Here is a 20873-nt window from a genome sequence, read left to right on the forward strand (position 1 = left end):
ATGGAAACGCCATGCAGCCCCCGATTCCCTCTTCCCGCACGCCGTCATGGCGTTCTCCCTGTCGCCCCCTGCTGCGCCGCTCGACGGCGCTGACCGGCCCGGCCCTCGCCTTGCTGTGCCTTCCCGCACTGGTCGCGACCGCGCACGCGCAGGGCGCGGTGCCCGACGGCGCGAGCGACGAACAGTTGCCGACCGTCACCGTGGTTCGCCCGGCCGACAGCGTCGCCCGGTTGGGGCCGCTGGGTATTTCCTATGAAAGCTTCGTGCCCGCCGATACCGGGACGATCTCCGCCATCGAGGCCAATAACGCGACGCTGTGGACCAGCGATTCCGGTTCGCTGATCGACGCCGTTCCGGGTGGCGCCTCCTGGGGGGCGGGCGGGGTGTCGAGCCTGCCGGCGGTGAACGGCATGAGCGCGGACCAGGTGCAGGTGTCGATCGACGGCATGCTGTTCGGCCCGGCCTGCCCGAACATGATGAATCCGCCACTCTCCTATGTGAACCCGGCGATGATCGGGCAGGTCAAGGTCTACTCCGGCACCGCGCCGGTGAGCCTGGGCGGCGACTATACTGGCGCGCGCATCGACGTGAGCGTCGCGCCCCCGACCTTTACCGACAGCCCGGAGGTGGTCTTTTCCGGCAGCGTCTCCGGCTATTACCGCAGCAATGGCAACGTGGTCGGCGTCGACGTGAATTTGAACGCCGCCAACGATGTCGGCAGTGTCAACTACACCGGCGGCTGGGTGCAGGCCGACGACTACACGTCGGGCGATGGCACGACCATCAAATCCACCCTGTACGAGACGCAGAACCACGCCCTGAGCCTGTCGCGCAAGCTTGACGACGGCCTCGTGACCTTCCAGCTCGGCGGGCAGTTCATTCCGTACCAAGGCTATGTCAACCAGTACATGGACATGGTCGACAACAAGAGTTTCTTCGTCAACGGAACGCTTGAGAAGAACTTTGAGTGGGGCCAGCTGGAAGCCAACGCCTTCTACAACAATGTGCGCCACACCATGGGCTTCATCGCCCCTGACAAGACCGGCGACATGCCGATGGACACGCAGTCCAGCGACATGGGCTACCGGGTGAGGGCCACGCTGGAGCCGACCGGCATCGACATCGTGCGCCTCGGCAACGAGCTGTATTACAACCAGCTCGACGACTGGTGGCCCCCCGTCGAGGGCTCGATGATGATGGGCCCGGACACGTTCTGGAACATCAATGACGGCCAGCGCCTGCGCGTCGGGGTGTTTGCCGAGTGGGAGCGCGTGCTCTCGCAGGAATGGACCGCCATTCTCGGCGCGCGCAGCGACGTGGTGTGGATGAACACCGGCGACGTGCAGGGCTACAACGCGATGATGTACGGCGCGGAAGCCGCCGCCTTCAACGCGCTGGACCATGCCCGCACCGACATCAACATCGACGGCTCGGCGATCCTTCGCTACCAGCCGGACGAGGCGCGGCAGCTGGATTTCGGTTTCGCCCGCAAGACCCGTTCGCCCAATCTCTACGAGCGCTATTCATGGTCGACCAACGCCATGGCGATGAGCATGATCGGCTGGTTCGGCGACGGCAACGGCTATGTCGGCAATATCGACCTGGAGCCGGAAAAAGCCCACACGGCGAGCCTCACCGCCACCTGGCGCGACCCGGTGCGCCAGGCATGGGAATTTCGCGTCTCGCCCTATGCCAGCTATGTCGAGGACTATATCGACGTGCGCCGCTGCGCCCTGCCGGGGTGCCTCGCCAGCCTGCCGGACAACCTCACCGCCACCGAGGGGTTCGTCTATCTGCAGTTCGCCAATGACGACGCCTATCTCTATGGCGTGAACATCGACGGGCGGCTGAACCTCTGGGAGAACCCGACCTATGGCCGCGGCGTCTTCCGCGGCAATCTGAACTTCGTGCGCGGGCAGCGGGTCGATGGGGTAAATCTGTACCACATCATGCCAGTCAACGCGACGCTGGCGCTCGACCACATCCTCGGCGACTGGACCACGACTGCCGAGGTGCAGCTGGTCGGCGCCAAGACCGAGGTGAGCGAGGTGCATAACGAGCTGGAGACGGACGCCTATGCGCTGTTCAACCTGCGCACCAGCTACCAGCAGGGACCGATCAAGCTCGACCTCGGCATCGAGAACGTCTTTGACACCGAGTACGACCTGCCGCTCGGCGGCGCCAATCTGGTGAACTACCAGGTGTCGTCGATGATGGGCACCTCGCCGGCCTGGGGCTATGGCGTGGCGGGACCGGGTCGCTCGGTCAACGCCCGGCTGACCGTGTCGTTCTGAGAAACCCCGCCGGCCGGGCCTCGCGCGCCCGGCCGGCGCCGCAGGGGCGAGGCGTGGCGGCTGGCCTCGCCCGCCGTCTTTGCCTAAAGAGGGGTGGACCCACGGTCGCTTTCGGCCGATAGAACGAAAAAACGACGTGTGAGGAGCGCCTGCGATGGAAGCTTCCCGGCAAGGTCCCGTGGAGGGGCCGCTGAGCGGCATCCGTGTGATCGAACTCGGCAATCTCATCGCCGCGCCCTTCGCCGCGCGGCTGATGGCGGAGTTCGGCGCCGAGGTCATCAAGGTGGAGGCGCCCGGCGAGGGCGACCCCTTGCGCAAATGGCGCAAGCTGCATGAGGGCACCTCGCTCTGGTGGTACCTCCAGTCGCGCAACAAGAAATCCGTCGCCATCAATATGCGCCTGCCCGAGGGGCAGGAGGTGGTGCGCCGCCTTGTGCGCGACGCCGATGTGCTGATCGAGAATTTCCGCCCCGGCACGCTGGAGCGCTGGGGCCTCGGCTGGGAGGCGCTCAAGGCGATCAACCCCAACCTCGTCATGGTGCGCATCTCCGGCTTCGGCCAGGATGGGCCCTATCGCGAGCGGCCCGGCTTCGGCGCGGTGGGCGAGGCGATGGGCGGCATGCGCTTCACGACGGGCGAGCCGGACCGGCCGCCGGCGCGCACCGGCATCAGCATCGGCGATTCGCTCGCCGCCCTGCACGCGGTGATGGGCGCGCTGATGGCGCTGCTGCACATCAAGTCCGGGCGCGGCACCGGACAGGTGGTGGACGTCTCGCTGTTCGAGAGCGTCTTCAACATGATGGAAAGCCTCGTTCCCGAATTCGACGCCTTCGACTTCGTCCGCACCCGTTCGGGCGGCGCGTTGCCGGGCATCGCACCCTCGAACTCCTACCCGACAGCCGAGGGCAGCTATGTGATCGTCGCCGGCAATGGCGACGGCATCTTCCGCCGGCTGATGGGGGCGATCGGGCGCGACGACCTCGCCGGAGACCCCAGCCTCGCCTCCAATGACGGGCGGGTGGCGCGTGTCGAGGAGATCGACGGCGCGATCACCGCCTGGACCCGCCGGCATTCGCTGGACGAGGTGACGGCGGCGCTCGATGCCGCCGAGGTGCCGAACGGACGGATCTATTCGGTGGCCGACATTGTCGACGACCCGCAATATCTCGCCCGCGAGATGATCCTTCCTTCCACGTTGCCGGACGGGCTTGAGGTGAAGATGCCCGGCATCGTGCCCAAGCTCTCCGCCACGCCCGGCGCGGTGAACTGGGTCGGGCCGCGGCTTGGCGAACACACGGCGCCGGTGCTGGCTGCGCTCGGCTATGGCGAGGAAGAGATCGCGGCGCTGGTCGCGGCGGGGGCGGTCGCGCAGGCGCCGGACGCTCCGGCGGGAGAGCCCGCATGAGGGCCGGCCCTCCCCCGCGCGTGTTCGTCCAGGAGGTGGTGACGCGCGACGGCTTGCAGATCGAGCCGCGCTTTCTGCCGACCGAGGACAAGGTCGCGCTCATCGACGCGCTGTCGCAGACCGGCGTCGCCAAGATCGAGGTGACGTCCTTCGTCTCGCCGCGCGCCGTGCCCAACCTTGCCGATGCGCGGGAAGTGGCGCGCGCCATCAGGCGGTGGCCTGAAGTAACCTATGTCGCGCTGGTGCCGAACCTGCGCGGTGCGCAGGCGGCGCTGGAGGCCGGGATGGACGAGCTGAACCTCGTCCTGTCGGTGAGCGAGACCCACAACCTCGCCAATATGCGGATGACCACCGCGCAGTCGCTGGACGGTTTCCGCGCCATCGCGGCGCTGGCGACCGGCACGCAAACGAGCCTCAACGGCTCGATCGCCACCGCCTTCGGCTGCCCGTTCGAGGGCATGCAGCCGGCGGAAAAGGTGCTCGCACTGGCGCAGGCCTATCTTGAGGCGGGGCTGCATTCGGTGACGCTGGCCGACACGACAGGCATGGCCAATCCGCGCCAGGTCTCCGCCCTGGTGAGCGCGTTCAAGGGGCGGTTCGGCGCGGTGCCGCTGACGCTGCATTTCCACAACACGCGCGGCATGGGTCTCGCCAATGCGCTGGCGGCGCTGGAGGCGGGGGCAGACCGCTTCGACGCCTCGCTGGGCGGCATTGGCGGCTGTCCCTTCGCGCCGGGAGCCACCGGCAACATCTCCACCGAGGACCTCGTCCACATGCTGGACGAGATGGGCGTCGACACCGGGGTCGACCTGTCCGCCCTGCTTGCGCTGGCGCGCAGCCTGCCGGCGCTGCTCGGCCACGACATTCCCGGACAGGTCGCCAAGGCCGGGCGCAGCGGCGATCTTCACCCCGTGCCGGCGCCTCTGCGCGCCGCCCAGTAGGACGACAGGATGGCAGGACAGCTCATCGACGCCGCCGGAAAGCCGACACCTGCCGAAACGGCGCAGGCGGGACGCCCGATTTCGGACGGTCCGCTGGCGGTGGCGCTCGACGACATCGCCATCAGCTTCGCCGTCAAGGGACGGCCGGTGTTCAACGCGGTGGCGCCGACCTCGCTGCATGTGAACGAGGGCGAGTTCGTCGCCATTGTCGGCCCCACCGGCTGCGGCAAGTCCACCTTGCTCAACGCCACGGCGGGCCTGCTGGCGCCGGCGGGCGGCACGGTGTCGATCTTCGGCGAACCGCTGGTGGGCCTCAATGCGCGGGCCGGCTACCTCTTCCAGCAGGACGCGCTGATGCCGTGGAAGACGGCGCTCGACAATGTGGCGATCGCGCTGGAGATCGGCGGGATGCGCCGGGGCGAGGCGGTGGCGCAGGCGCAGGACTGGCTGAAGCGGGTGGGCCTCGCCCGCTTCACCGAGCGCTACCCGCACGAGCTTTCCGGCGGCCAGAGGAAGCGCGTGGCGCTGGCCCAGATGCTGATCCGCCAGCCGAAGATCCTGCTGATGGACGAGCCCTTCGGCCCGCTCGACGCGCAGACGCGGCAGATCATGGGCACGCTGCTGCTGCGGCTGTGGGCGCAGGACCGCAAGGCGGTGCTGTTCGTCACCCATGACCTCGAAGAGGCGATCGCGCTGTCCGACCGCGTCGTCATCATGTCCGCCGGGCCGGAGGCGCGGATCATCGGCGACTACCCGATCGACCTCGCCCGACCGCGCGACGCGGCCGAGATCAGGCTCGACCCGCGCTTCCACGCGCTGCACCGGATGATCTGGAACCAGCTCAAGGCCGAGGTCGCCAAGACGTATGGCGACGACATGGACGGCGTGGAGGCCACCTCATGAAGCTGCACCCCGTCAAGTTGCTCTTCCTGCAGATCCTCGTCGCCGTGGTGGTGCTCGCCATCTGGCACATCGGCGCCACGGTGCCGATCGGCGGCGACTACCTGCTGCCCGAGTTCTTCTTTTCCAAGCCGCTCGACGTGCTCTCCAGGGTGGTCGAGCTGTTCGTCTCGGGCACCATCTGGAAGCACCTCTGGATCACCCTGACCGAGACCGTGCTGGCCTTCATCATCGGCTCGGTGGGCGGCGTCGTCATCGGCTTCTGGTTCGCCCGCAAGCCGGTGGTGGCGGCGGTGTTCGACCCCTATGTGAAGATGGTCAACGCGCTGCCGCGCGTGGTGCTGGCGCCGATCTTCATGCTGTGGCTGGGCCTCGGCATCTGGTCGAAAGTGGCGCTGGGGGTGACGCTGGTGTTCTTCATCGTGTTCTTCAACGTCTATCAGGGCGTGAAGGAGGTGAGCCCCGTCGTGCTGGCCAATGCGCGCATGATGGGGATGAACGAGCGCCAGCTTTTCCGCAACGTCTACTGGCCCTCCGCCATGTCGTGGATGTTCTCCTCGCTGCACACGGCGGTGGGCTTCGCGCTGGTGGGTGCGGTGGTGGGCGAATATCTGGGCTCGGCGGCGGGGCTCGGCTATCTCATCCATCAGGCGGAGGGGGTGTTCGACGTAACCGGCGTGTTTGCCGGCATGTTCATCCTCGCTGCCTTCGTGCTCGTCATCGACTGGTTCGTGACGCGGGTGGAAAATCGCCTGCTGGTGTGGCGCCCGCAGGCGGCGAGCGAACAGAACTGAACTCAACGACAACAAACGGGAGGAAGTGCCATGAAGATGCGTACCCTGCTGCTGGCGGCATGCCTGCTCATTCCCGCCCTCGGTGCCGCAAAGGCCGGCGAGATCGAGAAGCCGAACCTGACGCTCGGCGTCGGCGGCAAGCCGCTGCTGTATTATCTCCCGCTGACGCTGGCGGAACGGCTCGGCTACTTCAAGGAGGAAGGGCTGACCGTCGAGATCAACGATTTCGGCGGCGGCTCGAAATCGCTGCAGGCGCTGATCGGCGGCTCGGTGGACGCGGTGGCGGGCGCCTATGAGCACACGATCCGCATGCAGGACAAGAAGCAGGACATCCGCGCCGTCATCGACCTTGGCCGCTATCCCGGCATCGTCGTCGGGGTGAGCAAGCGCAAGGCGGACACCATCAAATCGGTCGCCGACCTGAAGGGCGCCAAGATCGGCGTCACCGCGCCGGGCTCCTCCACCTATATCCTCGTGCAGTACCTGATGATGAAGAACGGCATGTCGGCCGACGACGCCTCCTTCATCGGCGTCGGCAGCGGGGCCTCGGCGGTGGCGGCGATGCAGAAGGGCGAAATCGACGCCATCTCGCATCTCGACCCGGTCATCTCCAAGCTGCAGGACATGGGCGAACTGAAGATCCTCGTCGACACCCGCACCACTGCCGGCACCGAAGCGGTGTTCGGTGGCCAGAACCCGGCGGCGGTGCTCTACTTCAAGGAGAGCTTCATCAAGGCCAACCCGAATACCGTGCAGGCCATGACCAACGCTTTCTACAAGACGCTGAAATGGCTGGAGAAGGCGACGCCCGAGGAAGTGGCGGCGGCCGTGCCGCAGGAATACTGGCTCGGCGACAAGGCCCTCTACATCAAGGCGTTCAACGCCTCGCGCGAATCCTATTCGACCGATGGCAACATCAACGAGGCGAGCATGAAGAGCGCGCTGAACCTCATCACCACCACCGACCCGAAGATCGACCCGGCGAAGATCGACCTGTCGAAGACCTTCGATGGCTCCTTCCTTGCCAAGGCGAAGGGCCAATAGAGCCCTGTTGCCTCGCCAAGGCCAAGGGGCAGTAGCGCTGAGGTCGAGGGAAGGGCCGGTTCGCCGGCCTTTCCCGGAAGGGCCGGCCCGCCGGCCTTTCCCTCACGCGGCGGTGGCCGGCACGGCGCCGCCGGCGAGTTCCACCAGCACCTTGCGCAGCCGTTCCACCCCGGCGTCGATCTGGGCTGGCGCGAAAGGGCTGAAGCCGAGCGTGATGTAGTCGTCGACATCGGTCTCCGGATGCCGCGCCAGCGCCGAGAGCGGCATGATCTCCAGCCCCGCCCGCGCCGCCGCGCGCGCCAGCGCCTGGGCGCTGAGGCCGGGCGCGAGGCGGGCGACGATTTCCATGCCGGTGTCGGTGGGCTGGGCGCTCATGAACGAACTGAGACGGCTCCCCACGCGCGCCAGCAGATGCGCCTGGCGCTGCGCATAGAGCTTGCGCATCTTGCGCACATGGCTGGCGAAATGGCCTTCCTGCATGAAACGGGCGACCAGCACCTGTTCGAGGATCGGCGAATAGCGCCCGACCACGGTGCGGGCCGACACGAACGATTCCACAAGCGGCCCCGGCACGATGGCGAAACCGAGCCGCAGGGCGGGGAACAGCGTCTTGCTGAAGGTGCCGAGATAGAGCACGTGGCGTCCGCGATCCAGAGCGTAGAGCGCGGGCAGCGGCCGGCCGGCATAGCGGAACTCGCTGTCGTAATCGTCCTCGATGATCCAGCCGCCGGTGCGCTCGGCCCAGTCGACCAGCGCCTTCCGCCGCTCCAGCGACAGTGACATGCCGAGCGGGAATTGCTTGGAGGGCGAGACATAGGCCATGCGCGCATGGGGTGCGCGGGCAAGGGCGCGATCGACATCGAGCCCGTCTGCGTCCACCGCCACCGGCACCGGGGTGGCGCCGGTGGCGATGGTCGAGGCGTAGATCCCGTCATAGCCTGGGTCTTCGCAAATGACCTCGTCCTCCGGCATCAGCAGCAGGCGGCAGGCGAGGTCGATGGCCTGCTGCGCGCCGGCGAAGACGATGACGTTGTCGGCCGAGCATTCGATGCCGCGCCCGGAGGAGACGTGGCGGGCGATAGCCTCGCGCAGCGGCGCATAGCCCTGCGGATCGCCTTCGCCCATCAGATGGTTGGCGGTGTCGGGATCGAGCTGGCGGTAGAGGTCGGCGGCGAGCTTGGCCCAGAGCTGCACCGGAAAGGCGTCGAGCGCGGGGAAATTCGAGCGGAACGTCACCGGGCGGCGCATGTGGCGCAGCGTGCGCGGCGCGTGGGCAAGGGCGCCGCCGAACGCGGCGGGCATGTCTTCCGGCGCCTCGATCGCCACCTCCATCTCGGCGCTGCGGTCGAGGCTGCCGGCCGCGCGGATGGCGGGATTGATGCGCGGCGCCGCCGGCACGATCACCTCCGCCGGCGGCTCGCGCGAGACATAGGTGCCCGAGCCCGACAGGCCTTCCAGATAGCCCTCCGCCGCCAGCTGCTCGAAGGCCAGCATGATGGTGTTGCGCGAGACGCCGAGCGACTGGGCGAGATCGCGCGTCGAGGGCAGCCGCTGGCCGGGCTTGATCGTCCCCGCGACGATCTCCGCCGCGAGCCCCTCATGGATCTGCCGGTACAGCGGTGAATCCGGCCGGCGTTCGAGCTTCAGGCCCAGCGCATCGAGCAACACGTCGTGTCCTCCGCGGTTCAAGCCCCCTGGCCCCCGCGCCGGCTGACGCAATCGCCGTGCCAGAATCCGCCGCGCCGGCGGGAAGGCTACACTGCCCGCGCGCGCTCCGGCCGATGGCCGAAGCGTGCCTTGCCGGTGAGCATGAGCACGAACATGACGCCGAGGCCGAGAATGACGACGAGATTGACGGCGGTGGCCAGCGCGTAGAGCTCGGGCTTCACCCCATAGCGCAGCGCGCCCCAGGCGACCGAGGGAAGGGTCGGCGTCGCGCCCAGCAGGTAGAAGGAAATCTCCAGATTGTTGAACGCCATGATGAAGGTGACGACGAAGGCGCCGAGAAGGCCGGGCCAGATCAGCGGCAGCGTCACCTCGAAGAAGGTGCGCAGCGGCGAGGCGCCGAACACCATGGCCGCATCGTCCAGCCGCCAGTCATAGCGGTAGAGCTGCGTGGCCATGATCAGCAGGGCATAGCTGAAGCAGTGCACCGCATTGGCGAGGATGGCGGAGACGAGGTTGCCCTGCAGTTGCAGCAGCAGCCCGTTGAAGATCAGCGAGGCGATGCCGACGAGCACCTCGGCGACAAAGAGCGGCGCGATGAACAAAGCGAGGTACAGCCCCGCCCGTCGCCCGGCATGGCGCATCAGCCCCAGCGTCGCCGCCGCCGCCAGCACGGTGGCGAGTGCCGCCGCGCCGATGCCGAGCACCAAGCTGTTGAAGAAGGCGGTCTGGTACAGCGAGTTGCCGAACAGCCGCCCGAACGTGTCGAGCGTCCAGCGCGGCGGGTAGGGGAAGGTGTGGTTTCGGGCGAAGGAGCCGAGGCCGATGTGAAGGATGGGGAGATAGAGGAAGAGATAGGAGAGGATGAGCGTCGCCAGCAGCGTGTACGTGCCGAGCCTTCTGGTGAGGGTTCCGCGCATCAGCCCCTCCCGAAGCCGGTGAAGCCGGTGCGGCGCAGATCGACCCGCATGCCGACCAGAAGCACAGCGATGATGGAAGTGAGGAACAGCACCACGCCCATGGCCGCGCCCAGCGCCCAGGTGCCGGATTCGCCGAACTGCTGGGCCATCGCCATGCCGTAAAGCGTGCCGTTCGCCCCCCCGAGGAAGCGCGGGACCAGCGTCGCGGACAGGCAGGGGATGAAGCACAGCACGAAGCCGATCAGCGTGCCGAACAGATTCAGCGGCCATGTCACCTCGACGAAGGCCCGCAGCGGGCTGGCGCCGAAGATCTTGGCGGCGTCGATCAGCCGCGCGTCGAAGTTCAGCAGCGACAGGTAGATCACCGTCACCACGATCGGCAAATAGAGGTAGACGAGGCCGATGGCGCTGGCGACGTTGGTGTACATGATGAAGCGCAGCGGTGCGCTGCCGAGCGCCATCAGCACCGCGTTGATCAGCCCGACCGGCCCCAGCAGCCCCTGCAGCGCGATGACCCGCAGCACCTCGCCGGTGAGGAACGGCACGGCGAAGGCGAGGGTGAGCAGCAGCCGGTAGCGCCCGCCATAGAGGATGATGGCGTAGCTTACCGGCCAGGCGATGAGGATGCACACCAGCGAGACCACGCCCGCCATCACCAGCGAGCGGATGAGGAAGGTGACATAGGCGCCGCCCGTCGCCAGCGTGATGTAGTTGCCGAGATTCCAGTCCTGCACGATGTGGTAATTTTCGGTGCGCCAGAAGCTGAGCACCACCATCGAGAGCAGCGGCAGCACGAACAGCGCCAACAGGAACACTGTCGGCACGCCGAGGAGCGCGCGTCCGGCCCAGCGCCCTTTCATGACGGGCGCTCCCCGTCCATGTCGAACAGGTCGATGTCCTCCGGGTTGAGATGGGCGATCACCGCCTCGCCGGAGAGAAAGGCGCGCTCCGAGCGCGGGCGGCTGGCATTGAGCTCGCGATCCCCGAAGGCGAGGATGTAGTCGGCATAGGCGCCGCGCAGGATGACGTCCTTCACCGTGCAGGCAAGGCGATTGGCGCCGTGGCTGGCGCCATCCGTGCCGTCGTCGGGCGCCAGGCGCAGCTTCTCGTTCTTGATGAAGAGCTGCACCGCGTGGCCGGCTGTCAGCGGGGCGGGAAGCGCGAGGATGGTGCCGCAGCGCGTCGCGACGTGCCGGCCGGCGGCGTCCACCGTTCCCTCGAAGCGGTTCGAGCGGCCGACGAACTGGGCGATGAAGGCGGTCTTCGGCCGGTCATAGATGTCGGTGCGGGCGGCGAAATCCTCGATGCGTCCCTTGCGTACCACGGCGATGCGGTCGCTCATCGAGAGCGCCTCTTCCTGATTATGGGTGACATAGATGAAGGGGATGCCGAGCGCCGACTGGTGGCGGCGGATCTCGACCTCCATCTCCTGGCGCAATTCGCGGTCGAGATTGGCCAGTGGCTCGTCGAGCAGCAGCGCCTTGGGGCGCCCCACCAGCCCCCGCCCCAGCGCCACGCGCTGCTGCTGGCCACCGGAAAGCTGGTTCGGGTAGCGCTTTTCCAGCCCGCCGAGCGAGAGGATGCCGACCACCCAGGCGACCCGCTCGGCGATCTCGGCGGCGGGCAGCTTCATCATCCGCAGCGGAAAGGCGAGGTTCTCGGAGACGGTGCGATGGGGGAAGAGCAGGAATTCCTGGAACACCATGGCGACGCCCCGCTTGTGCGGCGGCAGGTCGGTGACGTCTTCGCCGTCGATGAGCACGCGCCCGGTGGTGGGCTTCTCCAGCCCGGCGATGATGCGCAGCAGGGTCGTCTTGCCGGAGCCGCTGGGGCCGAGCAGCGAGACAAACTCGTTCTTGCCGATGCCCATGGTCACGCGGTCGACCGCCCAGATGCTGTCATACTGGCGCGAGACCCCGTCGAGGGTAATGTACACGTAGCGGGCTCCCCGGAATGTCAGGTCGGAAGGACAGGGCGGGCGGCCGGCGCGGGTGCCACGGCCGCCCGCGCGCTCAGGCGGCCTGCATCCGCGACCACACCCGCTCCCATTTCTCGGTCGAGGAGGGCTGGTCGAACATGTACATCTTGGAGAGTTCGCCGGTGCGGTCCATCAGATAGAGGGCCTGCTCCTCCGGGGTCGACAGGGCGCGAATGTCGATGGTGGTCGAGCAGCCGCTGGCGAGCGCGACCTTCTTCATCGTCTCCGGCGTGATCATGGTGTCGATGAAGCTCTGGCAGACATCGAGCGTCGCCCCGTCCGGCACGCCGGAGGAAACCAGCCAGGTATCGACCCAGCCGAGCCCGCCCTCCTTCGGCACCAGCGTGTGGGCGAAGGTGGTGTCGATCTCGCCCTTCGCCTTCTTGGCCAGCAGCAGGCGATAGGTCTGGGCGAATTCCGGCGCCGCGACGATGGCGCCGCTTTCCAGAAGCTGGGCCAGCGTGGCGTTGTCCTGGTAGCGGGTCAGCAGCAGCGGCTTCTGCTCGATCAGCAGCTTCTCGACGCCGGCCAGTTCCTCGTCGGTGAGATCATAGGGGTTGAACGGCTTGCCGTTCGGGCGCGGCTTGTCGATCGTGCCCATGCGGGTGGCGACGAGAATGCCGGCCAGCGCGATGTTCTCCTCGAAGCGGGCGCTGGTGGAGAGGCGACCGGCATAGGCCGGGTCGAACAGAAGCTCGATGCTGGCGGCTTTCTCGGCCGGCACCACGTCGGCATTGTAGGTGGTGCCGTAGCTGCCCCAGCAGAAGGGCACGCCAAAATCGCTACCGGTCGTCGCGTCGGTCAGCAGCTTGAACTCGGCCGGCTTGAACACCGGGAACAGGTGCTGAGTGGCGGGGATCTTCGCGTAGTCGACGGTGCGGATCAGCTTTTCGCGGAAATACAGGCTCGGCCAGAAGCCGTCCGCCTGGACGAGGTCGAAATCCTTGGTGCCGCCAACGCGCAGCTTGTTATAGGCCTCGGAATTGCCGTCGAAGAAGGTGGGCGAAAACGTCACGCCGTGCTTTTCCTCGAAGGCGGCAATCACGTCGGGCAACAGGTAGCCTTCCCACATCAGCGCGCGCAGCTGGGTGGGCGCGGCGGAGGCAGGGCGGATATAGGGCGCGGCAAGGCTCGCCACCGCGCCGGCGGCGATCGTCTTGAGGACGGTGCGGCGGCCGACGGAAAGTCCGGCGCGCGGCGTGCTGTCCGGCGTGTCCTGCGAGACGCCAGCGGAAATCGGCTCGTGCGGCTTCATGTGTCTGTCCCCTCATTGTGTGTGGCGTTGACCATCGGCAGGAATCGCCCGACCCGTCGTCGTCTCCCGGTGAGCGCCGCCCCCGGGCGATTCGCCCCCGGGGTCCGGCTCCGTGCAGTGGCGCGTGCTCAGGCGGCGACGGCGAAGGGGTTCTCGGCATCGGCATAGTTGACCGGCGTCATGTGCCAGCCCTCCTTGTGCTTGCGCCAATAGGTCTCCTTGATCTTCGCGCTGATCGGGCCGGGGCGGTCATTGCCGTAGATCCGCTCATTGACCCGCGAGCAGGGCATGACGCCGCCGGCGGTGGTGGTGGTGAACACCTCGTCGGCGTCCATCAACTCCTCGAAGGTGATGGGGCCGACGATCGGCTCCAGGCCGAGCTCGGGGCAGATGTCGAGCACGGCGAGACGGGTGATGCCGCGCAGCGCGCCACGATCGGGGGTGATGACCTTGTTGTCCTTCACGATGAACACATTGAAGCCGGCGCCCTCGGTCAGGTAGCCGTCGGCGTCGAGCAGGATGGCGGTGTCGAAGCCCTTGTCCTTGGCCTCGAACATGCCGCGCGTGAAGTCGCGCCACATGTAGTTCTTCAGCGTCGGGTCGAGCGAGTTCTGCGAGATACGGGGCACCTGCGCGACCAGCAGATGGGCGCCGCGCGCCTGCACGTCGGGCTTGATCACGTCCACCCATGGCACGGCATAGGCGATGAAGGTGTTGTCGCAGTCGTCCGGGTCACGCGAGCCATAGACGCGCGGGATGCCACGGGTCGAGATCATCGCCACGAAGGCGTCCTTGAGACCGGAGAGGGCGACCACCTTGCCGAGGATCGCCCGCATCTCCTCGCGGCTCACGCCCGGGTTCAGCCGGTAGCCTTCCAGCGAGCGGTGGAAACGGTCGAGGTGATCTTCCAGGCGGAAGAAGCCGCCATCGGTGACATGGACCACGTCATAGGTGACGTCGGAATGGGTGAAGCCCCAGTCGCCGACCGGGACCTTGGCCTCCGAGATCGGGACAAACTGGCCGTTGATGTAGGCGGCGCCTTTCGAGAAGTCGGTCTTCGCCTCTGTCATCATGTGCACTCCAGGCAGGATCGTTGCGCCATTGCGGGGTGCAGCGTGGCCCGGCGGCCGGCGATCACAAAGGGCCGCTTGCCTGAAAAATGACAGTGCCAATTTTGCGGGCAGTCGCCCGAGGGGCCGTGTTCAGATGATGCCGGCGGCGCGCAGCGCGTCCCGCTCGGCAGCGCTCAGGCCGAGCCGGGTCTCCAGCACCTCGTCCGTGTGCTGGCCGAGCCATGGCGGGGCGGTGGGCTGGCCATGCGGGGAATCGCTCAGCCGCAGCGGGCTGCGCACCCCCGGCGCGCTGCCGCCGAGCGCATGCGGCAGGCTCATGGCGAGACCGCGCGCCAGCGCCTGCGGCTCGGCGAAGGCCTGCGCGATGGTGTTGATCGGCCCGGCCGGAATGCCGGCGGCATCGAGCATGGCGAGCCATTCGGCGGTGGTCTGCCGCTTGAGCGCTGCCGCGATGGGCGGGATCAGCGCCTCGCGATGGGCGACGCGCTCGCGATTGGTGGCGAAGCGCGCATCGGCGGCAATCTCGGGCAGGTCGGCGAGGCGGCAGAAGCGGGCGAACTGCGCGTCATTGCCGACCGCAAGGATCAGATGGCCGTCCGAGGTCTCGAAGGCCTGGTAGGGCACGATATTGGGATGGGCGTTGCCGAGACGGCGCGGCGCGGTGCCGCCGACCAGAAAGTTCAGCGCCTGATTGGCGAGGCTCGCCACCGCCACGTCGAACAGCGCGATGTCGATATGCTGGCCGCGCCCGGTGCGGTGGCGCTGCTCCAGTGCCGCCAATATGGCGATGGTGGCGTTCAGCCCGGTGAGGATATCGACCAGCGCGACGCCGACCTTCTGCGGCTCGGTGTCCGGGCTGCCTGTCACCGACATGAGGCCGGACATGCCCTGGATCATGAAATCATAGCCGGCGCGGCCGGCCTCCGGCCCATCCTGCCCGAAGCCGGTGATCGAGCAGGTGACAAGGCGCGGGTTGAGCGCCATGAGGCTTTCATGATCGAGCCCGTAGCGCTTCAGCCCGCCGACCTTGAAATTCTCCACCACGACATCGCTTTGCTCCGCGAGGCGCCGGATCAGCGCCTGCCCCTGCGGCGTCGCCATGTCGATCGCCACCGAGCGCTTGTTGCGGTTGGCGGCAAGGAAATAGGCGCTTTCGCGCGTTGGCCGGCCCTCGCCATCGGCCAGCCAGGGCGGGCCCCAGCCGCGCGTGTCGTCGCCCTCGCCCGGCTTCTCGACCTTGATGATGTCGGCACCGAGATCGCCCAGCGTCTGCGTCGCCCAGGGACCGGCCAGCACGCGGGAGAGATCGAGGACCCGGATTCCGGCAAGGGCCTGCGCGTCGGGTCGGGCCATGTCGTCGTCGGTCATCGGGAAGGTCCTGCGGCGGGGCGGCGCGCACGATAGCCGCCTCGGCCGGGCGGCGCCATCGGGAGGGGACGCGCGACGTGGCGAAGGAAAGGCCCGCCCGCGCGCAGGCCCTGCAACGGCTGCTTTTCCTTGACAGGACAGGCTTCGCTTTGTAAGGAGCCGGACTGCGTCGTGGGAACCTGTGTCCCGTGCGCTTATTTCAACCGACCGAAAGAAGCCGGTCCAGGCGGCAACGCCGGAGACCGGCATCGAACGAAAGGACAAAACATGTTCGCGGTCATTAAGACGGGTGGCAAGCAGTATCGCGTTGCCCCCGATGCGCTCGTTACCGTCGGCAAGATCGAGGCCGAGGCGGGTTCTTCGCTGACCCTGCCGGTTCTCATGCTCGGCGGCGACAGCCCGAAGGTCGGCGCTCCGCTGGTCGACGGCGCTTCCGTCACGCTTGAGGTGGTCAAGCACACCCGTGGCGCGAAGGTTATTGCGTTCAAGAAGCGTCGCCGTCAGAATTCGCGTCGCAAGATCGGTCACCGTCAGGACTTCACCGTCGTGCGCGTGACCTCGATTCTCGGCGCCTGAGACCGCCAGCTAGGAAATAGGAGAGCAAGATGGCTCATAAAAAGGCAGGCGGTTCCTCCCGCAACGGTCGCGACTCGGCCGGTCGTCGCCTCGGCGTCAAGAAGTTCGGCAGCGAGAAGGTCATCGCTGGCAACATTATCGTGCGCCAGCGCGGCACGACCTGGCATCCCGGCACCAATGTCGGCATGGGCAAGGACCATACCCTCTTTGCGCTGACCGAAGGCCGCGTCGAGTTCCGAGCTAAAGCCAATTCGCGCACGTACGTATCCGTCATTCCGGCCGCCAAGGCCGCCGAATAAAGCCGGTGAGGGTTCTTGGAAATCCCCCCGGTCTCGCCCGACCGGAAGGATTTCCCGAACGTCCCTAGAGGACACCCGGGGTACCCGACAGGGGAGGCGAGGAAACCGCCTCCCCTTCGTCGTTCTGGTCCCAGGAGCCCTCAGATGACCATTGTCGAAGCGACCCTCGGGTCACCCCTCGTCGAGAGCAGTACCGCCGTCCTCGAAACCGGCCGCCTTGTTCTGCGCGCGCCTCGGATCGAGGACATGACGTGGATCGCCGAGCTTGCCGACAACCGCAAGGTGGCGGAGATGACGGCAAACATTCCCCACCCCTACGGCATGGCGGACGCGGCGTCCTTCGTCGCCAATCTGCCGGGTGGGCCGGAGGCGGCGACCTTCGCCATCTTCCTGAAGAACGAGGCGACGCTGCGTCTGCCCGGCGCCAACGGCTTCGGGCCGGCGATCCCGGTCGGCATGTGCGGCTTCAACCGCCGCGACGAGGACGCGCCCGAGATCGGCTACTGGCTCGGCGAGCCCTATTGGGACCACGGGATCGCCACCGAAGCCGTGCGGGCGCTGATCGACCACGCCTTTGGCGACCGCAAGCTGAACGCCCTCGCGGCCTCGGCCCGTGTCGTCAACCCGGCCTCGCGCGGCGTGCTGGAAAAGTGCGGCTTCCAGTGGACCGGCGTCGGCCTCGCCAAGGTGCGGGCGATGGGCGCCTCGGTGCCGGTGGACCGCTTCCGGCTGGAGCGGCGGCTGTGGACCTCGCTGCGCGCCTGGGGCGCCACCCAGCCCGCGCGCCTGCACGCGCTTGACGCCGTCCGGCATTGAGCCGGCATTTTTGCTATCCTGTCCGGGTTCCCGCCGCTGCGGGGACCCTGCAACATTGAGCCGTAACGATGAAGTTTCTCGACCAGGCCAAGATCTATGTCCGCGCCGGCGACGGCGGCGCGGGCTGCCTCTCGTTCCGGCGCGAGAAATTCATCGAGTTCGGCGGGCCGGACGGCGGCGATGGCGGGCGCGGCGGCGATGTGTGGATCGAGTGTGTCGACGGGCTCAACACGCTGATCGACTACCGCTTCCAGCAGCACTTCAAGGCCAAGAAGGGCGGCTACGGCATGGGCTCCAACCGCGCCGGGGCGAAGGGCGACGATGTCGTGCTGAAAGTGCCGGCGGGTACCGAGGTTCTCGACGAGGACGGGGAGACCGTTCTGGCCGATCTGACCGAAATCGGCCAGCGCATCCGCTTCATCAAGGGCGGCAATGGCGGCTTCGGCAACGCGCATTTCCAGACCTCGACCAACCAGGCGCCGCGCCGGGTGAACCCCGGGCAGGAGGGCGAGGAGCGCTGGATCGTGCTCCGGCTCAAGCTCATCGCCGATGCCGGCCTCGTTGGCCTGCCCAATGCCGGCAAGTCCACCTTCCTCGCCGCCACCACCGCCGCCAAGCCGAAAGTGGCGGACTACCCCTTCACCACGCTGCACCCGGGGCTGGGCGTGGTGCGGGTGGACGAGCGCGAGTTCGTGCTGGCCGACATTCCCGGCCTGATCGAGGGCGCGCATGAGGGCATCGGCCTCGGCGACCGGTTCTTGGCCCATATCGAGCGCTGCCGCGTGCTGCTGCACCTGGTGGACGGCACCTGCGAACATGCCGGCAAGGCCTACAAGACCGTGCGCGCCGAGTTGGAGGCCTATGGCCACGACCTCGGCGACAAGGTGGAGATCGTCGCGCTTTCCAAGGTCGATTCGCTCGACAAGGAAACGCTGAAGACCCAGCTTGCCCGCCTCCAGCGCGCGGCCAAGAAGAAGCCGTTGGCGCTCTCCGCCTCCTCCGGCGAGGGGGTGCGCGAGGCGCTGCGGGCGCTGGCCGCCGTCATCACCGAGGGCCGCGCGGTGGAAGAGCAGCGCGCGCCGGCCGAGCCCTGGCACCCGTGAGGCGGCGACCTCTCCCCGGCGGGGCGAGGTAAGGGCCCTTACAATTCCCGCGCGCGGACGGGCGAAACCGCGTATGTAGCGCGCCGTCTCTCCTCTGATCGAAGCCCGCCGCGATGACCCTTCCCACCGACGCCGATGCCGCCGAAAACGCCCTTGCCCTGCCCGAGGCCGCTCGCGCCCCGGCGGCGCCGCAGCTCGGCGCCTTCCGCCGCATCGTGGTGAAGGTCGGCTCGGCGCTGCTGGTGGATTCTTCGCGCGGCGCCTTGCGCCATGCCTGGCTGGCGGCGCTGGCGGAGGATGTGGCGCAGCTCCATCGCGAGGGCAAGGAAGTGCTGGTGGTCTCGTCGGGGGCCATCGCGCTGGGGCGCAACGTGCTCAAGCTGCCCAAGCGCCCGCTGAAGCTGGAGGAAAGCCAGGCCGCCGCCGCTGTCGGCCAGATCGCGCTGGCGCGGGCCTGGTCGGAGGCGCTGGCCCATGAGGGCGTGGCCGCCGGGCAGATCCTGATCACGCTGGGCGACACCGAGGAGCGGCGGCGCTATCTCAACGCCCGCTCGACCATCGCCAAGCTGTTGGAGCTGAAGGTCGTCCCCGTCATCAACGAGAACGACACGGTGGCGACCTCGGAAATCCGCTATGGCGACAATGACCGGCTGGCCGCCCGCGTCGCCGGCATGACCAGCGCCGATCTGCTCATCCTGCTCTCGGATATTGACGGGCTCTACACCGCCCCGCCGAACGAGGACCCCAACGCCACCCTCATTCCCGTGGTGCCGCGCATCACGGCGGAAATCGAGGCCATGGCCGGGGGCGCCGGCACCGAGCTGTCGCGCGGCGGCATGAAGACCAAGGTGGAGGCGGCCAAGATCGCCACCACCGCCGGCGCGCATCTCGTCATCGCCTCCGGCAAGGTGAAGAACCCGCTGCGCGCCATCGAGACCGGGGCGCGCTGCACCTGGTTTCTCGCCCCCGCCAACCCGGTGGCCTCGCGCAAGCGCTGGATCGCCGGCGCGCTGGAACCGCGCGGCACGCTGCACCTCGACGCCGGCGCGGTTGCCGCCTTGCGCCGTGGCTCCTCGCTGCTGCCGGCGGGGGTCAAGCGGGTGGAAGGCGATTTCAGCCGGGGCGACGCGGTGATTTTGCGCGGGCCGGACGGTGCCGAGATCGGGCGCGGGCTGGTGGCCTATGACCACGACCACGCCGAACGCCTCAAGGGCCGCTCATCGGACGAGATCGTCACGATTACTGGGTTTGAAGGCCGCGCGGCGATGGTGCACCGGGACGATCTGGTGCTGGGGGGAGGGTGAGGCTAGTGTAGTCTCTGCCAGCCCTCTCTCAGAAGCACTTTCCGATGTTTAAATCAAAAACCATTTTTGTAGTGGGCGCGGGCGCCAGCAAAGAGGCTCGTCTTCCAACCGGAGAAGATCTAAAAGATATAATCGTAAGAATGCTGCTTACTAATGTTGAAAGAAACGTCCATATTTTCAATGGAGATGTGCGAATTGCAAGATTTCTTCAATTGTATTCGCGTCAAGAAGGTTTATCAAGCTTTTCCGATTTTCTTCTGTCTACAAGACATATTACGGAAGCGTTGCCCGTATCATTATCTATAGATAATTTTCTCGATGCTCATGCCGGAAACAGAGCATTAGAGCTTTGTGGCAAAATGGGAATAGTGGCTGCTATATTGGATTCGGAGGCATCCAGTAAATTTGTAAATAATGATAGTCACGATGATAGATTTTTACTGAGCTACCTATCGGGTACATGGTATGTAAAGTTTTTTCAGCTTCTTACTGAGGGAGTATCAAAAGATAATATAGATAATATATTTGAAAATGTTTCATTCATTATATTTAATTACGACCGCTGCATAGAGAGATTTCTCGTTGAAGCGCTCTTTGTCTATTACAAGATAGATCGATCTTATGCTGAGTTTCTAGTATCAAAACTTGATATATTTCATCCGTATGGCACTGTCGGAGATCTTCCTTGGCAAAATCGATCTGGGTCGGTTAATTTCGGAGATAAAAGTGTAGATATATATAAAATATCTGCAAAAATAAAGACGTTTACTGAACAAATGTATAATTTAAATAATCTTAATTCCATCAGAGATAATATTATAAATTCCAATACTATTATATTTCTCGGATTTGCGTTCCATCCAATGAACATGGAAATTATGTCAGTAGAGAATCCGTCCAAGATAAATAGAATATTTGCAACAACTTTTAAAATGTCAGACGCCGATGAATTTGTTGTCGAGCAAAATATTTGGAGAATGCTTGGGCGAAAAAATATAAGTGCCTTTCATAGGAAGGCATTCAAGCCGCAAATGTCAAATAGTACGTGTGTTGACTTTTTTAACAGGTACATGAGAAGTCTGGCCTCGTAGCTAGGGTCTGCATTCTCACTTGTCGTCGAGAAAACGTGACCATCGCT

At 66.0% G+C, this 20873-nt stretch carries 19 protein-coding genes; 12 read left to right on the forward strand and 7 right to left on the reverse strand.

Annotated features, from left to right (window positions below):
• Nucleotides 1-11 precede the first annotated feature (11 nt).
• From EV667_RS17295 to EV667_RS17320, 6 genes are all read left to right on the forward strand, one after another.
• A complete protein-coding gene (locus tag EV667_RS17295) occupies nucleotides 12-2294 on the forward strand; it encodes a TonB-dependent receptor (protein ID WP_245516221.1) in 2283 nt (760 codons plus the stop codon).
• Nucleotides 2295-2448: 154 nt separating this feature from the next.
• Nucleotides 2449-3699: a CaiB/BaiF CoA transferase family protein gene (locus EV667_RS17300; protein ID WP_131836593.1), complete on the forward strand. Its 1251-nt coding sequence runs from the start codon at nucleotides 2449-2451 to the stop codon at nucleotides 3697-3699.
• Complete coding sequence (locus EV667_RS17305; RefSeq protein WP_131836594.1) at nucleotides 3696-4640, forward strand: hydroxymethylglutaryl-CoA lyase; 945 nt, start codon at nucleotides 3696-3698, stop codon at nucleotides 4638-4640. The genes EV667_RS17300 and EV667_RS17305 overlap by 4 nt, the downstream gene beginning before the upstream one ends.
• Nucleotides 4641-4649: 9 nt before the next feature.
• Nucleotides 4650-5543 carry an ABC transporter ATP-binding protein gene (locus EV667_RS17310; protein WP_245516222.1) on the forward strand — a complete coding sequence of 298 codons (894 nt, stop codon included), beginning with the start codon at nucleotides 4650-4652 and terminating at the stop codon, nucleotides 5541-5543.
• A 2-nt stretch (nucleotides 5544-5545) separates the two neighbouring features.
• Entirely contained in the window at nucleotides 5546-6334 is a 789-nt protein-coding gene (locus EV667_RS17315) for an ABC transporter permease (protein WP_165901651.1), read from the forward strand.
• Between the two features lie 30 nt (nucleotides 6335-6364).
• Nucleotides 6365-7378, forward strand: coding sequence for an ABC transporter substrate-binding protein (locus EV667_RS17320; protein ID WP_131836596.1), 1014 nt, complete (start codon nucleotides 6365-6367; stop codon nucleotides 7376-7378).
• 102 nt (nucleotides 7379-7480) lie between these two features.
• On the opposite strand, the gene pdxR is transcribed toward EV667_RS17320, so the two are convergent.
• The 7 genes from pdxR to EV667_RS17355 form a co-directional block, all read right to left on the reverse strand.
• A complete protein-coding gene (pdxR, locus tag EV667_RS17325; protein WP_245516223.1) occupies nucleotides 7481-9046 on the reverse strand; it encodes a MocR-like pyridoxine biosynthesis transcription factor PdxR in 1566 nt (521 codons plus the stop codon).
• Nucleotides 9047-9132: 86 nt separating this feature from the next.
• Entirely contained in the window at nucleotides 9133-9963 is an 831-nt protein-coding gene (locus tag EV667_RS17330) for an ABC transporter permease (RefSeq protein WP_131836598.1), read from the reverse strand.
• Entirely contained in the window at nucleotides 9963-10823 is an 861-nt protein-coding gene (locus tag EV667_RS17335; protein ID WP_131836599.1) for an ABC transporter permease, read from the reverse strand. Before EV667_RS17335 ends, EV667_RS17330 begins: the two co-directional genes overlap by 1 nt.
• Nucleotides 10820-11899, reverse strand: a complete 1080-nt coding sequence (locus tag EV667_RS17340; RefSeq protein ID WP_131836600.1) for an ABC transporter ATP-binding protein — start codon at nucleotides 11897-11899, stop codon at nucleotides 10820-10822. The genes EV667_RS17335 and EV667_RS17340 overlap by 4 nt, the downstream gene beginning before the upstream one ends.
• A gap of 76 nt (nucleotides 11900-11975) precedes the next feature.
• Nucleotides 11976-13196, reverse strand: coding sequence for an ABC transporter substrate-binding protein (locus EV667_RS17345; RefSeq protein WP_131836601.1), 1221 nt, complete (start codon nucleotides 13194-13196; stop codon nucleotides 11976-11978).
• Nucleotides 13197-13324: 128 nt separating this feature from the next.
• Nucleotides 13325-14269 (reverse strand): aminotransferase class IV, encoded by a 945-nt coding sequence (locus EV667_RS17350; RefSeq protein ID WP_245516224.1) that lies wholly within the window; start codon nucleotides 14267-14269, stop codon nucleotides 13325-13327.
• 129 nt (nucleotides 14270-14398) lie between these two features.
• The gene (locus tag EV667_RS17355) at nucleotides 14399-15637 is read right to left on the reverse strand and encodes a CaiB/BaiF CoA transferase family protein (RefSeq protein ID WP_131836602.1); all 1239 of its coding nucleotides are present in this window, start codon (nucleotides 15635-15637) and stop codon (nucleotides 14399-14401) included.
• Nucleotides 15638-15904: 267 nt separating this feature from the next.
• On the opposite strand from EV667_RS17355, the gene rplU reads away from it, so the two are divergent.
• The 6 genes from rplU to EV667_RS17385 all read left to right on the forward strand — a co-directional run bounded on the left by rplU (nucleotide 15905) and on the right by EV667_RS17385 (nucleotide 20826).
• A complete protein-coding gene (gene rplU / locus EV667_RS17360; protein ID WP_018388252.1) occupies nucleotides 15905-16213 on the forward strand; it encodes a 50S ribosomal protein L21 in 309 nt (102 codons plus the stop codon).
• A gap of 29 nt (nucleotides 16214-16242) precedes the next feature.
• Complete coding sequence (rpmA, locus tag EV667_RS17365; protein ID WP_131836603.1) at nucleotides 16243-16512, forward strand: 50S ribosomal protein L27; 270 nt, start codon at nucleotides 16243-16245, stop codon at nucleotides 16510-16512.
• Between the two features lie 144 nt (nucleotides 16513-16656).
• A complete protein-coding gene (locus EV667_RS17370; RefSeq protein ID WP_131836604.1) occupies nucleotides 16657-17328 on the forward strand; it encodes a GNAT family N-acetyltransferase in 672 nt (223 codons plus the stop codon).
• A 68-nt stretch (nucleotides 17329-17396) separates the two neighbouring features.
• Nucleotides 17397-18431 carry a GTPase ObgE gene (gene obgE / locus EV667_RS17375; RefSeq protein ID WP_131836605.1) on the forward strand — a complete coding sequence of 345 codons (1035 nt, stop codon included), beginning with the start codon at nucleotides 17397-17399 and terminating at the stop codon, nucleotides 18429-18431.
• A gap of 113 nt (nucleotides 18432-18544) precedes the next feature.
• The gene (gene proB / locus EV667_RS17380) at nucleotides 18545-19735 is read left to right on the forward strand and encodes a glutamate 5-kinase (RefSeq protein WP_131836606.1); all 1191 of its coding nucleotides are present in this window, start codon (nucleotides 18545-18547) and stop codon (nucleotides 19733-19735) included.
• A gap of 44 nt (nucleotides 19736-19779) precedes the next feature.
• Nucleotides 19780-20826 (forward strand): hypothetical protein, encoded by a 1047-nt coding sequence (locus tag EV667_RS17385; protein ID WP_131836607.1) that lies wholly within the window; start codon nucleotides 19780-19782, stop codon nucleotides 20824-20826.
• Nucleotides 20827-20873 lie beyond the last annotated feature (47 nt).

The sequence above is a fragment of the Ancylobacter aquaticus genome, from assembly GCF_004339465.1.
GTDB lineage: Bacteria > Pseudomonadota > Alphaproteobacteria > Rhizobiales > Xanthobacteraceae > Ancylobacter > Ancylobacter aquaticus.

Excerpts from the sequence above, each read along its gene's own strand:
- EV667_RS17335 (WP_131836599.1), bottom strand. The coding sequence starts at position 10,823 with ATGAAAGGGCGCTGGGCCGGACGCGCGCTCCTCGGCGTGCCGACAGTG.
- obgE (WP_131836605.1), top strand. The coding sequence starts at position 17,397 with ATGAAGTTTCTCGACCAGGCCAAGATCTATGTCCGCGCCGGCGACGGC.
- EV667_RS17355 (WP_131836602.1), bottom strand. The coding sequence starts at position 15,637 with ATGACCGACGACGACATGGCCCGACCCGACGCGCAGGCCCTTGCCGGA.
- EV667_RS17310 (WP_245516222.1), top strand. The coding sequence starts at position 4,650 with ATGGCAGGACAGCTCATCGACGCCGCCGGAAAGCCGACACCTGCCGAA.
- EV667_RS17345 (WP_131836601.1), bottom strand. The coding sequence starts at position 13,196 with ATGAAGCCGCACGAGCCGATTTCCGCTGGCGTCTCGCAGGACACGCCG.
- EV667_RS17320 (WP_131836596.1), top strand. The coding sequence starts at position 6,365 with ATGAAGATGCGTACCCTGCTGCTGGCGGCATGCCTGCTCATTCCCGCC.
- EV667_RS17370 (WP_131836604.1), top strand. The coding sequence starts at position 16,657 with ATGACCATTGTCGAAGCGACCCTCGGGTCACCCCTCGTCGAGAGCAGT.
- EV667_RS17305 (WP_131836594.1), top strand. The coding sequence starts at position 3,696 with ATGAGGGCCGGCCCTCCCCCGCGCGTGTTCGTCCAGGAGGTGGTGACG.
- proB (WP_131836606.1), top strand. The coding sequence starts at position 18,545 with ATGACCCTTCCCACCGACGCCGATGCCGCCGAAAACGCCCTTGCCCTG.
- EV667_RS17295 (WP_245516221.1), top strand. The coding sequence starts at position 12 with ATGCAGCCCCCGATTCCCTCTTCCCGCACGCCGTCATGGCGTTCTCCC.
- EV667_RS17330 (WP_131836598.1), bottom strand. The coding sequence starts at position 9,963 with ATGCGCGGAACCCTCACCAGAAGGCTCGGCACGTACACGCTGCTGGCG.
- rpmA (WP_131836603.1), top strand. The coding sequence starts at position 16,243 with ATGGCTCATAAAAAGGCAGGCGGTTCCTCCCGCAACGGTCGCGACTCG.
- EV667_RS17385 (WP_131836607.1), top strand. The coding sequence starts at position 19,780 with ATGTTTAAATCAAAAACCATTTTTGTAGTGGGCGCGGGCGCCAGCAAA.
- EV667_RS17350 (WP_245516224.1), bottom strand. The coding sequence starts at position 14,269 with ATGATGACAGAGGCGAAGACCGACTTCTCGAAAGGCGCCGCCTACATC.
- rplU (WP_018388252.1), top strand. The coding sequence starts at position 15,905 with ATGTTCGCGGTCATTAAGACGGGTGGCAAGCAGTATCGCGTTGCCCCC.
- EV667_RS17300 (WP_131836593.1), top strand. The coding sequence starts at position 2,449 with ATGGAAGCTTCCCGGCAAGGTCCCGTGGAGGGGCCGCTGAGCGGCATC.